The following is a 13,251-nucleotide window of genomic DNA, read 5'->3' on the forward strand; positions in this document are numbered from 1 at the left end:
CGTCGGCAGCGTCAGATGGGTATAAGAGACAGGGGCAGGCGGTGTAGTTGCACAGTGGTCAGGCTGCCCTCGTGCACCTCGGCGGTGAGGTAGGTGGCGTGGGGTTGGGCGCGGCGATCGGTGGGTGAGCCGGGGTTGAGCAGGCGAAGCCCACCGGGTGCCTCGGTGTCCCAGGGGATGTGCGAATGCCCGAAGATCAGCAGGTCGACGTCGGGAAAACGGGCCGCGCACCGCTTCTCACGGCCGGTGCGTGGCCCGGTCTCGTGCACCACAGCGACCCGCAGGCCGTCGAGCTCGACCCGGGCCACCTCCGGCAGCCGAGCGCGCAGCGCCGGGCCGTCGTTGTTTCCGTACACCCCGACCAGTCGGCGCGACCGCGCGGTCATGGCGTCGAGCAGCGCCTCGTCCACCCAGTCACCGGCGTGCACCACCACGTCGGCCGCCTCGATCGCCGCCCAGAGGGGCCCGGGTAGGTCCCGGGCCCGCTTCGGTACGTGGGTGTCCGCCGTGAGCACCAGCCGCATACCCGCATTGTCCCCCGAGCCGCTACCGTCCACGCGGTGACGCGAGTGGACGGATGCCAGCAAGAAGGGGCGGGGCGCAGCATCTCCCGACCGGTCGCGTTGCGGCTCACTGGCGCAGCGGGGAGAAGTACGCCGGGGGCATTCCGCTCTCCCGCAGCGTCGGGTCCCGCTCGACGTCGGTCAGCACCCCGGCGGCGTTGATCAGGCCGATGTGGGAGAACGCCTGGGGAAAGTTGCCCAGCTGCTCCCCGGTCAGCGGGTCGATCTGTTCGGCGAACAGGCCGAGGTCGTTGACCCGCTCCGCCAATCCCCGGAACAACTCGTGCGCCCGGTCCCGCTCACCGGCCAGCGCCAGACAACACACCAGCCAGAACGAGCAGATGAGAAACCCCGCCGGGTCGTCGCCCCAGCGCCGTAGCAGGCCGTCATGGGAGAGGCGCTGCTCCACCGCGCGGATCGTCGAGCGCATCCGCGGGTCGTCGGCCGGCAGGAATCCGACCAGCGGCATCATCAACACCGACGCGTCCAGCTCGTCGGATTCGAAACTCCCGACGTACGACTGGACCCGCTCGTTCCAGCCCCGCTCAAGCACCTCCGCGCGCACCGCGTCACGGGCGGCCGCCCAGCGAGCCACGTCCTGCGGCTCGCCGAGCTCGTCACCGAAGCGAACCGCCCGATCCAGGGCGACCCAGCACTGCACCTTCGAGGACACGTGGTGGTGCTGCATGCCGCGCTCCTCCCACATGCCCGCGTCGGGCAACGCCCAGTCCTGTGCGGCCTGGTCGGCGAGCACCCGGAGAACGTGGCGCACCTGCGTGTCCAGCGGCTCCAGCTTGTCGCGCATCAACCAGGCGGCATCCAACGTCTCGCCGAAGATGTCGGTCTGCCGCTGTTGCCACGCGTCGTTGCCGATCACCACCGGTGGACTGTCGCGGTAGCCGCCGAGCTGTTCGAGGCGGTGCTCGGTGAGGTCCCGTTCCCCCAGCACCCCGTACATGATGGGCACCGGCCTGTCGTCGATGCGGCCCATCGCCCGGCCCAACCAGGTGAACTGCCGTTGTACCTCGTCCAGGCACGCGGTGCGCCAGAGGGCCCGCAGGGTCATGCTGAAGTCGCGCACCCAGACGTAGCGGTAGTCGTAGTTGCGGTCCCCGCCGAGTTTCTCCGGCAGCGAGGTGGTCACCGAGGCCACCACCGCGCCGCTGGGCCGGTACGTCATGCCCTGCACCACCAGCCGGCTGCGCCGCACCTGCTCGGCGTAGAGCCCGTCGTATGGGTGCTCGTCGGTCCAGGACCGCCAGCCGGCCACGGTGTCGGCGATGGTCTGGTCGGCGTCCGGCACCTCGGGCAGTGGGGCGTCGTAGGTCGGGGCGTACCCGAGGGTGAAGTTGTGTTTCGTGCCCGCGCGGGCGGTGAACGTCCCGGTGGCCTCGCCGTCGCCGGCGGCCAACCGCACGCTGCCGTGCAGGGTGAGTCGGGCGGCCCCGGCGATGGCCTCCAGCATGTCCTCCCGCTCGACCAGGTACGCGATCGTGCGGCCGTACTCGAAGCGCGGCCGGTAGTGCACCCGCATCGGCACCGTGCCGGACAGTCCCTCCACGGAACGGACCAGCACCTGTGGCGAGTGCAACCCGATGTCGTGACCTCGCGAGCCGGGCTCGAAGGCGAGCGCGTCGGTCAGCGCGACCTCGCCCTGCGCGGCGCGGAAGACCGTGCGCAGCACCAGAGTTTCGTCGAGGTAGCAGCGTTCGACGCGGTAGTCACCCTCGGGCTGGATGGACCAGTGCCCGGCGTTGTCGTCGAGCAACCGCCCGAACACCGACGGGGCGTCGAACCGGCCCGGGCACCACCAGTTCACCGAGCCCGAGGCGTCCACCAGCGCCGCGCTGCGGCCGTCGGCGAGGAAGCCGTAGTCGCTGATCTGTCCGCTCTCCACCTGACTGACTACCCCGGCAGTCCGCGCCCATTCCGTCCTGCCGGACGGCGACGCCGCGTTACCGGTCGAACTGGCGGGGAACCCGGGGAGCTGACGAGGGGGGATGCTCATGACGTCAGCTTCGGGGCCGACCGCCGCCTGGCGGTCCGCCACACAGGGTGGCGACCTGCTTCCGTCCGGGCCGGCCGGCCACCTGTCGACACCGCCGGGGGACGGCCACGGGCCGGAAACCGGCCCACCGACCGTGACGATCGGCTCGTACCCGGACTATCCGAGCGCGCAGCGGGTCGTCGACTATCTGGCCGACAACCGCTTTCCGGTGGAGCGCAGCGCCATCGTCGGCACCAACCTCACCCTGGTGGAGACGGTGCTCGGGCGCATGACCACCGGTCGGGCCGGCCTGCTCGGCGCCGGCACCGGCGCCTGGTTCGGGCTTTTCATCGGCTTGTTGTTCGGCATCTTCACCGTCGGCAACTGGCTGGCGGTGATCCTGGTCGGGTTGGTCATCGGTGCGATCTGGGGTGCCGTGTTCGGCGCGGTCGCGCACGCGATGACGGGCGGGCAGCGCGACTTCACCTCGGCCAGCTCACTGCGCGCCGGCCAGTACGCGGTGACCGTCGACGCACAGCTCGCCGATCAGGCGCGACAGCTGCTCGGTCGGATGCAGATGCCGGGACACTCGGCCGCCGACCGCTGAGCGACGACCGACCGCCCGTCCCGGCAGCACTCGGGGCGGGCGGCGGTTTCAGTCGTGGTACGCCATTTCGCCGGCGCGCAGCGGCACGTCGATCCGGTTCTCCGGGGGTGCCAGCGGGCAGGCCCAGCGATCATCGTAGGCACAGCTCGGGTTGTAGAGGTAGTTGGCGTCGAGCCGGACCCGGTCGCCGGGCAGCAGCTGGACCCCCCGGCCGAAGGTGCCCTTGACCGTGTCGGTGAGGTATCGACCTCCGCCGTAGCTCCCCTGCCCGCAGGTGCCGTCGCGCAGCGGCACGAACAGCCCGCCCCCGTACGCCTCGATCCACCACAGGGTCAGCGGCCCCCATGGTGTCTCGGCAACCGCCACCCGCCGGTACGCGATCACCCCGTCGGGGCCGCCGGTGTCGATGCGCAGCTCGCCGCTGGCCGAGCGCAGGGGCGCCTCGACCACGGCCTCGGGGTTGGGCGGGAAGTAGCGCACCCCGGGAAAACCGGGCCGCTGCGCTGCGGGGATCGGGCTCTGCGGGTGGGTGGCGAAGAGGTCGTCGCGGCCGGCCCTGAAGCCGGCCAGGTCGACGTCGGACAGGTACAGCCGGGCGATCCGCTCCCGCCAGTCGGCCAACTCCAGATCATCCACGCGATCGAGCCTATGCCGTCGCGCTACGGCATCGCAGCCTGTGCCGTCGCGCTGCGGCATCGCAGCCTGTGCCGTCGCGCTGCGGCACCTCAGCGCGACGGCCAGTTGGTGAGGACGGCGTCGAGGGCGTCGAGGGTGCGCGACCACGAGTCGTCGGTGGGGCGCGGGGTGTGCCGGAAGCTGCCGGTCTTCTCCAGGCTCACGAATCCGTGGAACGTGCTGTGCATCATCCGCACCGCGTCGGTCTGGTCGGGCTCGGAGAGCCGGTAGCCGCGCAGGATCGCCCGGGTCATCTCGGCGTGCCGGACTCCCGCGCTCGTCAGGGCGGTCTCCGGGTCCAGGTCGATCTGCATGGCGGCGTAGCGGCCCGGGTGCTCTCGCGCATAGTCGCGGTACGCGTTGGCGAACGCCACCAGCGCGTCCTTGCCGGCCCGACCGGCGAGCGCGGCGGCGACCCGGTCGGCCAGCTCCGCCAACGCCAGCAGGGCGATCCGGACCCGTAGGTCGTGTGCGTTCTTGAGGTGGAAGTACAGGCTCGCGTCCTTCACCCCGAACTGGCGGGCGAGGGCGGCAACAGTGACGTTCTCCACGCCCACCTCGTCGGCCAGTTCGGCACCGGCCAGCGTCAGGCGCTCGACGGTCACCTTGGCACGTGCCATGCAGCACACTCCCAACCTAGCCTAAATAATCGTTTGCCTAAGAGGGCTAGGCTACTACCTATGTTAGCCGTTACCGAGTCCGCCATCCGCAAATCCTTCGTCAACTGCACACAGGGTGAGGCGAAGCGGATGGCCGTACCGAAAGATCTTGAGACGCGCCCCTGGGACGACCTCGACTTCCTCGGCTGGCGGGACCCAGCCGCGCCGCAGCGGGCCTACCTGGTCACCGAATCCGAGGGCCGGCTCGTCGGGGTGGTGCTGCGGGCCGCGACACACCAGACCGGGCGGGCGCGGCACAGCATGTGCTCGCTCTGCCTGACCACACACCTCGGCGACGGCGTCTCGTTGATGACCGCCCGCAAGGCCGGCCCGGGCGGCCGTCAGGGTGACTCCGTGGGCACGTACATCTGCTCCGACCTGGCCTGTTCGCTCTACCTGCGGGGCAAGAAGCGCTCCGAGCCGCGCATGCCCGAGCCGCTGCCCCTACCGGAGCGGATCGACCGTGTCAGGACCGCCCTCGCGACGTTCCTCCGCAAGGTCGCCGAGTGACGCCCGTGGCTAGCGGTCGGTGGCGAGGCGGGCGTGCAGGTGCTCGTCGTAGCGGCGGCCGTCGCCGTACCGGTACGACTCGCGCAGGGTCCCCTCGGCCGGGTAACCGGCGCGCTCGGCCACCCGGCAGGACGCCGGGTTGGCCACCGCGTGACACAGCTCCACCCGGTGCAGCCCGAGATCCGCGAACGCCCAGTCGGTGAGCCGGACGACGGCCCGCACCGCCACCTGCCGCCCCCGGGCCGCCGGCACCGTCCAGTAGCCGATGGACGCGTCGCCGTCGTGGATGCGGTGCAGCGACACCGAGCCGAGCAGTTTGCCGTCGGCGGCCGCGGTGACCGCCATCGAGGCATGGCCGCCGGTGGACCAGTCGGCTCGGCGGCGCACCCACAGCAGCGCGACCTCGTCGTCGATCGGGTCGCCGCCCTGCGGGTTCCACTGGGCGATCGCCGGGTCCCGGAGGGCGTCGCGCACCGCCGGAGCATCCTCGTCTCGCCAGGGGCGCAGCAACAGGTCGGCGGCAGCAAGTTCCACGTGTTCCACGAGGCCGGAGTCTGGCACAACGGACGGCCTCCGCGCCGCCGGATTACCGCGACTTTCCTTCAAAGCTGTACGAGTCGGCCGTGTGGACGGCAGGAAAGTGATACAGGCAACGTCAAAACGTGTTAGTTAAATTTTGAAAGACTGCTATCGTCGTGAGCGTGACCGAGAGCCTGGACAGCACCCGAGAGGCCGCCTGGCGCACCTACATCGAGGCCAGTCAGCGTCTCTACACGCAGTTGGAAGAGGACCTGCGGGCCGACAGCGAGCTCAGCTTCGCCGACTACCACGTGCTGGTCCTGCTCTCCGAGGCACCCGGGCAACGGCTACGAATGGGCGAGCTGGCCAGCCGGTTGATCTTCTCGCCCAGCCGCCTCACCTACCAGGTCTCCTCCATGCAGCGCCGTGGCCTGGTCAGCAAGGAGCCCTGCCCGGACGACCGGCGCGGCAGCGAGGCGGTCCTCACCGCCGCCGGGCTGCTCGCCCTACGGGAAGCCGCACCCCACCACCTGGCGTCGGTGCGGACCCACCTGATGGACGACCTCGACGATGCCGAGGTCGCCTGCCTCACCCGGGTCTTCGATCGGCTCGGCGAGCGCCTGCGGGCATCGCGGGCCAGCTCGACCACCCCAGCCCCACGTTAGGAGCCCTCGACATGCCCGCGATCACCGTCGACAACGTTCTCGTTCTACCCCGCCTGCCTCGGCTCGACGAGGCCAGCACGATCCGCCCGGTCCGCACGGTGACCACGGCGCCCAGCGGCTTCGAGGGTGAGGGCTTCCCGGTCCGTCGCGCCTTCGCCGGGGTGTCGACCGCCGACCTGGACCCGTTCATCCACCTCGACCAGATGGGCGAGGTCGACTACGCGCCGGGCGAGCCCAAGGGCACCCCGTGGCACCCGCACCGCGGCTTCGAGACCGTCACCTACATCATCGACGGTGTCTTCGACCACCAGGACTCGAACGGCGGTGGCGGCACCATCACCGACGGCGACACCCAGTGGATGACAGCGGGCAGCGGCCTGCTGCACATCGAGGCGCCACCGGAGCACCTGGTGGTGAGCGGCGGGCTCTTCCACGGCACCCAACTGTGGGTCAACCTGCCCCGCTCGGCCAAGATGAACCCGCCCCGCTACCAGGACATCCGGGGTCGCGAGTCGGCGCTGCTCACCACGCCCGACGGCGGCGCGCTGATCCGGGTCATCGCCGGCGAGGTCGCCGGGCACCGCGGCCCGGGTTCGACCTTCACCCCGATCACCATCACGCACGTCACCGCGCAGCCGGGCGCACAGGTCGACCTGCCCTGGCGGCCCGACTTCAACGCCCTGGTGTACGTGCTGGGCGGTCGCGGCACTGTCGGTGCCGACCGGCGGCCGGTGCGTACCGGCCAGCTCGCGGTGCACGGCCCGGGTGACGCGCTGCGGTTCAGCGCCGACACCGTGCAGGACAGCAACACCCCGGCGCTGGACCTCTACATCATGGGCGGCCGGCCGATCCGGGAGCCGGTGGCACAGTACGGCCCATTCGTGATGAACACCCGCGACGACCTGCTCCAGGCATTCGAGGACTTCCAGGCCGGTCGCCTGGGCGTGGTCCCCACCGAGCGGCTTCCGCACACCGGCGGTCAGGGCACCCGGCCCTGACCACGCTCGACCGCTGAGATCGGCGCCGGCGCCTCCGCTTCACCCGGGGGCCTCGGCGCCGCCTCACGAGATCGCAAAGATCCCGGCGACACCCAGAATCACCATCACCAACACCGCTACCAGCGCACCCCGCTCGCTCTCCACCGCCGGCTCGCGGTTCTCGGTCACGGGGTTCGTCGTCTCGCGGGGCATGGTGTGGCCTCCTCGGCTGTTGTCGCGTCGCTTCCGCTGGCGTTGGCCAGGTCACCGGTCGGTCGGCCTGGCGTGCGGACCCGGGGTGGGGGTCCTACCGTGAGGACGTTGCCGACCTCCAGGAGGGCTGGACGGTGCCGTTGCAGGACTGGTTTCTCACCGCAGAGGAACGCGCCAACCCGGTCTCTGGGATACCCGTGTGGACCACGGGAAACCTCGCTGAGCCGTTGATTCACGGTGCCGCCTACTTCGACCGGCTGGTCGATGAGGTCGAGGCCCTGGGCCCCGGCGACCATCTGTTCTTCACCGACTGGCGGGGTGACCCGGACCAGCGGCTGCGCCCGGACGGTCCCACCGTGGTCCAGCTCTTCGCACAGGCCGCGCAACGCGGTGTGGTGGTCAAGGGGTTGATCTGGCGCTCGCACCTCGATGTCCTGGCGTACAGCGAGGCGGAGAACCGCGACCTCAGCGAGACGATCTCGGCCGCCGGTGGGGAGGTGCTGCTGGACCAACGGGTCCGGCGCGGCGGCTCACATCACCAGAAGCTCGTGGTGCTGCGGCACCCGGAGGCGCCCGAGCGGGATGTCGCCTTCGCCGGTGGGATCGACCTGTGCCACAGCCGCCGCGACGACGGCGCGCACCACGGGGATCCGCAGCCGGTGCAGATGTCCCCCCGGTACGGGCCCCATCCGCCCTGGCACGACGTGCAGCTCGCGGTGCGCGGTCCGGTGGTCGGCGCGTTGGACACCCTGTTCCGGGAGCGCTGGACCGACCCGATGCCCCTGGACTCGGAGAACCCGATGGCCTATCTGCGGGATCGGCTGCGCGGTTCCGACCTGCGCCCCGACCCGCTGCCCGAGCAACCGGCGGATCCGCCACCCTGCGGTCCGCACCAGATCCAGGTGCTGCGCACCTATCCCGCCGTCCGTCCCCGCTACTCGTTCGCACCGGACGGGGAGCGCACCGTGGCCCGGGGGTACACCAAGGCCGTCCGTCGTGCCCGCCGACTCATCTACCTCGAAGATCAGTACCTCTGGTCGGCCGAGGTCGCCGACCTGTTCGCGCACGCGCTGCGGGACAACCCGGACCTGCACCTGATCGCCGTCGTCCCGCGCCATCCGGACGTGGACGGCAGGATGGCATTGCCGCCGAACATGGTCGGGCGCGAGCAGGCGCTGTCGCTCTGCGAGCGGGCCGCACCGGACCGGGTGCACGTGTTCGACGTGGAGAACCAGGCCGGCGAGCCGGTCTACGTGCACGCCAAGGTGTGTGTGGTCGACGACGTCTGGGCCAGCGTGGGCAGCGACAACTTCAACCGGCGGTCCTGGACGCACGACAGCGAGTTGTCCTGTGCGGTGCTCGACGAGATTCCGGACCAGCGGGAGCCCACCGACCCCGCCGGGCGGGGCGACGGCGCGCGGAGCTTCGCCCGGGACCTGCGACTGCGGCTGTGGCGCGAGCATCTGGACCGTGATCCGGACGGCCTGGAGGACGCCGACCTGCTGGACCCGGCGGACGCCGTGGCGGCTGTCACCGCCGCCGCCGACGCATTGCAGCGGTGGTACGACGACGGCCAGGTGGGTGAACGCCCGCCCGGGCGGCTGCGCCCGCACCGCCCCGCGCGACTGCCGTGGTACACGCGGGCCTGGGCGCTGCCGGTGTACCGGTTGGTCTACGACCCGGACGGCAGGCCGCTGCGCGCGAGACTGGCTGGCACCTGGTGAAGCGGCCGGGTCGGCTCGGGGGCGGCCACCCGGTACACGCTCAGCCCACCGGGATAGGCGAACGACGAGCGCGGTGAGTAGTAGCCGAAGCCGATGGTCAGCGGGTTGGCCGGGCGCAGCGCGTAGATCGGGTGGTCGCGCTGGAGGAACTCCACCGACTCGACCTCGAACGGGGCGACCGGCTCGGCGACGAACGGGTAGGCAGAGCTGAGCAGCTGGCCGTCGCGTCGGGTGAAGTAGCGGTGGTGCCCGCTGCTGATCGCGTGCCCGGTCTCCCCCACCCGGCACCGGGCCCGGATCAACGTCGTGCCGTCGATCCCCGTCTCGGAGAGCAGGTCCTCGCCGTTCACCTCGATCCGGGTGCGCCCGGCGTGCACCGGGGCGCCGCGGGCGACAGCGTACTCACGGACCAGTCGGCTGGAGGAGACGTAGTGGGTCCACCAGCCACCCGCGTTGAGGCCGCCGGGCGCGTCGACGCCCAGGAGCGAGACGCCCAGGTAGGTCAGCGAGTACGCGCCGAAGCCGGAGGTCTGCGTCTCGTCGTCGACGATGTACTGGTTGAGGAAGACCTGCCGGTCGGGGCGGGGGCAGAGCCCCGGCGGAACCAGGGCGGCGACGGCGTCGGGATCCGCCGGCAGCCAACTGAAGTAGAGGGTGCGGCTGTTCACGACGAGCTGGGGAGCGGCTGGATCGAGCACGGTGCCTCCGAACCGGGTGTGTACAGGCGACGCTACGGCCGGTCCCGCCAGCGGGACAACGACGGATAGTCGACACTCCTGCCGACTTGTCGGATTTCATGTTGACCAGTCGACGTGGCCCGAGGACCGATCGGCCGAGCCGGTGGGACGACCAGCCAGCGACCCTGCGGCCCGGGAAGGCTGGTAAGCATCCTCACAGCCATCCGAACTTCCGGACCGTTTGCCCCTTTTTTGATAGAACACGCCTTAAGTACATCAGCCTTTCGGCTAGATTTCGAGCAGACGATCAGGTTAAGGTGACTCCCGAACGGCCCATTGGAAGCTAAACCAAAGCGTCACGTCTCTTTGTCCGCGGACGAGGTGCAGGGAGGACCACCCATGACCGCGCCAACGATCACCGAGCAGTCGAGCACCGCCGTCAAGGCCACCACCAAGCTCGACCCGCGCGCTCTCACCGACAGCGCCGCCGACCTGCTCAACGCGATGGCGGCGCTGCCCGCCAACCACCCGTCGCGCCCCGCGCTGCGTGACCGGGCGATCGAGGCCTGGCTGCCGCTCGCCAACCACCTGGCCCACCGCTACAGCGGGCGCGGCGAGCCCAACGACGACCTGGCGCAGACCGCCGCGATCGGCCTGATCAAGGCCATCGACAAGTTCGACCCCTCGCGCGGTGTCGACTTCGCCGGTTACGCGATCCCCACCATCATCGGCGAGCTCAAGCGCCACTTCCGCGACCGCACCTGGGACATCCGGGTCCCCCGCCGGCTCCAGGAACTGCGGCTCGCCATCTCCGACGCCAACAGCTCGCTCCTGCAGACCCTCGGCCGCTCGCCGACGGTCGCCGACATCGCCGCCCACCTCAAGCTCACCGAGGAAGAGGTGCTGGAGGGCCTGGAAGGCGCCCGCGCGTACAACGCCGTGTCGCTGTCCACCCCGACCGGCGACGGCGAGCGCGCCACCGAGCTGGGCGACATGCTCGGCGGCGAGGACAGCGAGTTCGAGCTGGCCGAGCTGCGGGTCGCCCTCGGCCCGGCACTGGCCACCCTCGACGAGCGCGAGCAGAAGATCCTCACGCTGCGCTTCTACGGCAACCTGACCCAGTCGCAGATCGCCGACCAGATCGGCGTCTCGCAGATGCACGTCTCGCGGCTGCTGACCCGGGCGCTGACCAAGCTGCGCGGCCAGCTCGACGGCACGTACTGACCGGTTCACGCGAGCAGGGCCGGGTCCACGGACCCGGCCCTGCTCGTTCTCCGTATTGTCACGCGTACGGGACAGCGCGACCGCCTGGCGGACCGCCGCGTCGACCCGACCGGTTCAGCGACCGACCGGTTCCCGCCACATCGGCCAGAACGGCGTGCCGTCGGGCACCCGGAACGGCTCGCCGGCCAGATAGCCGTGCTTCGCGTACAGGTCCCGGCTGCGCGGGCTGCTCGCCTCCAGGTACGCCGGCATCCCGTTGGCGTCCAGCCAGGCGTGGTGGTGCCGCATCAACGCGCTACCCAACCCCTGCCCCTGCTGATCGGGCCGGGTCGCCAGGAACGCCAGGTGGTGGTGATCCGGATGCGGATGGTTCGCCGCGAACAGCTCGTCGAGGTGCTGGAACCGGTCGGTCCACTCGCCGCAGGCGGCGGCCAGTCGGGCGTCGTAGTCCGCCGGCGGCGGCGCCGGCTCGCCGACCGACGGAAGCCAGACCGCGACCGAGGCCCGGTCCGCCGTGGCGTGGACCATGCCGTGTCGCATCGCGTGCCCGACCAGGATCTCGAAGTCGCCGGCCAGCACGGCTTCCCGCTTGCTCGCGTCCGGGACCAGCCAGCTCGTCACCTCCAGGACGATGAACGCCTCGGCGATCCGCCCCGCCACAAGGCTGGTCTCCTCCGGCCCGAGCCGCTCGATGACAACGCTCATCGGGTGACCTCCACGGCGGCCGGCGCCTCCGGCTTGACCACGGCGGCGGCGCTCGCCGCGCCCAGACCGATCCGGGCGTACGTGTCCGGGCGGTTGCTGCGCAGCAGCAGGGCCCAGCCGATGCCCAGCAGCGCAGCCACCGGGTACACGGCGGGCAGCGCCCAACGCAGGTTGGAGTCCGGGGAGACGCCGAGCAGGTTGGCGAAGTTCGACACGGCCAACCAGATGATCACGAAGAGCGCGATGGTGGCCAGGCCGGGTGCGACGGCCCGCCGCCAGAGGTTCTCGCCGTTGCCGCCGGAGCGGGCGAAGTAGCCGATCACCGCCACCGAGGTGGTGGCGATCAACAGCAGCACGCCGAAGCCGCCGGTGGTGCCGACCCAGAAGAACAACTGGACCACCGGGTCCCAGTCGTTGATCGCGTACAGCAGGATGACCAGCAGTCCGAGGACGCTCTGCGCCACCGAGGCGGCCCGCGGCGCCCCGGTACGGGCCGAGGTCTGCCCGAACACCGCCGGCAGCACCCGCTCCCGGCCCAGCGCGAACGTGTAGCGGGCCGTGGTGTTGTGGAACGAGATCATCGCGGCCAGCACCGAGGTCAGGAAGAGCACCTGCCCGATGGTGACCACGGTGTCGCCGAGTTGCGCGGCGGCCAGGTTGAAGATCAGCTCGACGCTCTGCTCGCCGGCCGCGGCGACGATCTGGTCCTGCCCGACGGCGACCGTCATGGTCCAGGACGACAGCGCGTACAGCCCGGCGATGATCGCCACCGAGAGGTAGGTGGCCAACGGCACCGTCCGCTTCGGGTCCTTGCTCTCCTCGCTGAAGACCACCGCCGACTCGAAGCCGACGAAGCCGAGGATGGCCAGCACCAGCACCGCGCCGAGGCCGGGCACGAAGAGGTTGTCCGGTGAGAACGAGGCGAAGCTGACCTGACCGTCGGCCGGGTTGCTGATCTGTCCCAGGTCGAAGACGAGGACCACCACGATCTCGGCGACCAGCAGCGCGGCCAGGACCATGCCGTTGAGGTCCACCCGGAGCAGGCCGAGCAGGCCGACCAACGCCCAGGCCACCAGGGCCACGACGGCCCAGTGCGGGTGCCCGCCGAAGAGCCGGTCGAGCACCGGCTGGGCCGCCGCGCCGATGGTGCCGTACAGCCCGACCTGCAGCGCGTTGTACGCGATCAGCGCGACCCAGGCGGCGCCCACGCCGGCCGGTCGGCCGAGGCCACGGGAGACGTAGGCGTAGAAGGCGCCGGCGTTCTCCACCCGGCGGGACATCGCCACGTAACCCACCGAGAAGAGCGCGAGCACCGCGGCGATCAGCAGGAAGGCCAACGGGATTCCGGTCACCCCGATGACGCCGTAGCCGGTGGTGACGACGCCGGCCACCACGGTCAGCGGTGCGGCGGCGGAGAGGACGAAGAAGATCACCGACGGGATGCCGAGGCGACCTCGGGCCAGGGCTTCGGAGACGTTGCTGGGTCGGTCGACTGTCGATGTCGGGGGCATACGACTACTCCGATTGTCGAGGGGAGGGTTGGGGG

General features: G+C 70.8%; 15 protein-coding genes. 6 read left to right on the top strand and 9 right to left on the bottom strand.

The annotated features are described in order from the left end of the window. Window positions 1–11: 11 nt before the first annotated feature. Entirely contained in the window at window positions 12–524 is a 513-nt protein-coding gene (locus DLJ59_RS31440; RefSeq protein WP_124777466.1) for a metallophosphoesterase family protein, read from the bottom strand. Window positions 525–630: 106 nt separating this feature from the next. Continuing rightward, the gene (locus tag DLJ59_RS31445) at window positions 631–2,460 is read right to left on the bottom strand and encodes a glycoside hydrolase family 15 protein (protein ID WP_124777497.1); all 1,830 of its coding nucleotides are present in this window, start codon (window positions 2,458–2,460) and stop codon (window positions 631–633) included. A gap of 109 nt (window positions 2,461–2,569) precedes the next feature. Between DLJ59_RS31445 and DLJ59_RS31450 the strand changes: the two genes are divergently transcribed. Next, a complete protein-coding gene (locus tag DLJ59_RS31450; RefSeq protein WP_124777469.1) occupies window positions 2,570–3,157 on the top strand; it encodes a YflT domain-containing protein in 588 nt (195 codons plus the stop codon). A gap of 48 nt (window positions 3,158–3,205) precedes the next feature. Here the strand turns inward: DLJ59_RS31450 and DLJ59_RS31455 are convergent, their stop codons facing one another. Continuing rightward, window positions 3,206–3,793 carry a DUF1684 domain-containing protein gene (locus DLJ59_RS31455; protein ID WP_124777472.1) on the bottom strand — a complete coding sequence of 196 codons (588 nt, stop codon included), beginning with the start codon at window positions 3,791–3,793 and terminating at the stop codon, window positions 3,206–3,208. An 89-nt stretch (window positions 3,794–3,882) separates the two neighbouring features. Then, window positions 3,883–4,452: a TetR/AcrR family transcriptional regulator gene (locus DLJ59_RS31460; RefSeq protein WP_124777476.1), complete on the bottom strand. Its 570-nt coding sequence runs from the start codon at window positions 4,450–4,452 to the stop codon at window positions 3,883–3,885. A gap of 60 nt (window positions 4,453–4,512) precedes the next feature. On the opposite strand from DLJ59_RS31460, the gene DLJ59_RS31465 reads away from it, so the two are divergent. Continuing rightward, on the top strand, window positions 4,513–5,001 hold the full coding sequence (locus tag DLJ59_RS31465; protein ID WP_124777479.1) for an FBP domain-containing protein: 489 nt from the start codon (window positions 4,513–4,515) through the stop codon (window positions 4,999–5,001). A gap of 9 nt (window positions 5,002–5,010) precedes the next feature. On the opposite strand, the gene DLJ59_RS31470 is transcribed toward DLJ59_RS31465, so the two are convergent. Then, entirely contained in the window at window positions 5,011–5,544 is a 534-nt protein-coding gene (locus DLJ59_RS31470; protein WP_124777481.1) for a GNAT family N-acetyltransferase, read from the bottom strand. Between the two features lie 158 nt (window positions 5,545–5,702). Between DLJ59_RS31470 and DLJ59_RS31475 the strand changes: the two genes are divergently transcribed. Together DLJ59_RS31475 and DLJ59_RS31480 are read left to right on the top strand one after the other, a co-directional pair. Continuing rightward, a complete protein-coding gene (locus DLJ59_RS31475) occupies window positions 5,703–6,185 on the top strand; it encodes a MarR family winged helix-turn-helix transcriptional regulator (RefSeq protein WP_124777483.1) in 483 nt (160 codons plus the stop codon). An 11-nt stretch (window positions 6,186–6,196) separates the two neighbouring features. Beyond that, the gene (locus tag DLJ59_RS31480; protein WP_124777485.1) at window positions 6,197–7,183 is read left to right on the top strand and encodes a pirin family protein; all 987 of its coding nucleotides are present in this window, start codon (window positions 6,197–6,199) and stop codon (window positions 7,181–7,183) included. Between the two features lie 63 nt (window positions 7,184–7,246). On the opposite strand, the gene DLJ59_RS37980 is transcribed toward DLJ59_RS31480, so the two are convergent. Next, window positions 7,247–7,375, bottom strand: coding sequence for a hypothetical protein (locus DLJ59_RS37980; protein WP_279635791.1), 129 nt, complete (start codon window positions 7,373–7,375; stop codon window positions 7,247–7,249). Between the two features lie 134 nt (window positions 7,376–7,509). Between DLJ59_RS37980 and DLJ59_RS31485 the strand changes: the two genes are divergently transcribed. Next, a complete protein-coding gene (locus DLJ59_RS31485; RefSeq protein WP_124777487.1) occupies window positions 7,510–9,099 on the top strand; it encodes a phospholipase D family protein in 1,590 nt (529 codons plus the stop codon). Here DLJ59_RS31485 and DLJ59_RS31490 read toward each other — a convergent pair. Continuing rightward, a complete protein-coding gene (locus DLJ59_RS31490; protein WP_124777489.1) occupies window positions 9,048–9,797 on the bottom strand; it encodes a hypothetical protein in 750 nt (249 codons plus the stop codon). The two genes, DLJ59_RS31485 and DLJ59_RS31490, sit on opposite strands and share 52 nt — an antisense overlap. A 378-nt stretch (window positions 9,798–10,175) precedes the next feature. On the opposite strand from DLJ59_RS31490, the gene DLJ59_RS31495 reads away from it, so the two are divergent. Continuing rightward, the gene (locus tag DLJ59_RS31495; protein ID WP_124777491.1) at window positions 10,176–11,000 is read left to right on the top strand and encodes a SigB/SigF/SigG family RNA polymerase sigma factor; all 825 of its coding nucleotides are present in this window, start codon (window positions 10,176–10,178) and stop codon (window positions 10,998–11,000) included. A gap of 114 nt (window positions 11,001–11,114) precedes the next feature. Here the strand turns inward: DLJ59_RS31495 and DLJ59_RS31500 are convergent, their stop codons facing one another. Next, window positions 11,115–11,705: a GNAT family N-acetyltransferase gene (locus tag DLJ59_RS31500; RefSeq protein ID WP_124777493.1), complete on the bottom strand. Its 591-nt coding sequence runs from the start codon at window positions 11,703–11,705 to the stop codon at window positions 11,115–11,117. Next, complete coding sequence (locus DLJ59_RS31505) at window positions 11,702–13,216, bottom strand: APC family permease (protein WP_124777495.1); 1,515 nt, start codon at window positions 13,214–13,216, stop codon at window positions 11,702–11,704. Before DLJ59_RS31505 ends, DLJ59_RS31500 begins: the two co-directional genes overlap by 4 nt. Window positions 13,217–13,251: the final 35 nt, after the last annotated feature.

Source organism: Micromonospora inaquosa (assembly GCF_003857055.1).
In the GTDB taxonomy this organism is placed as follows: Bacteria; Actinomycetota; Actinomycetes; order Mycobacteriales; family Micromonosporaceae; genus Micromonospora; species Micromonospora inaquosa.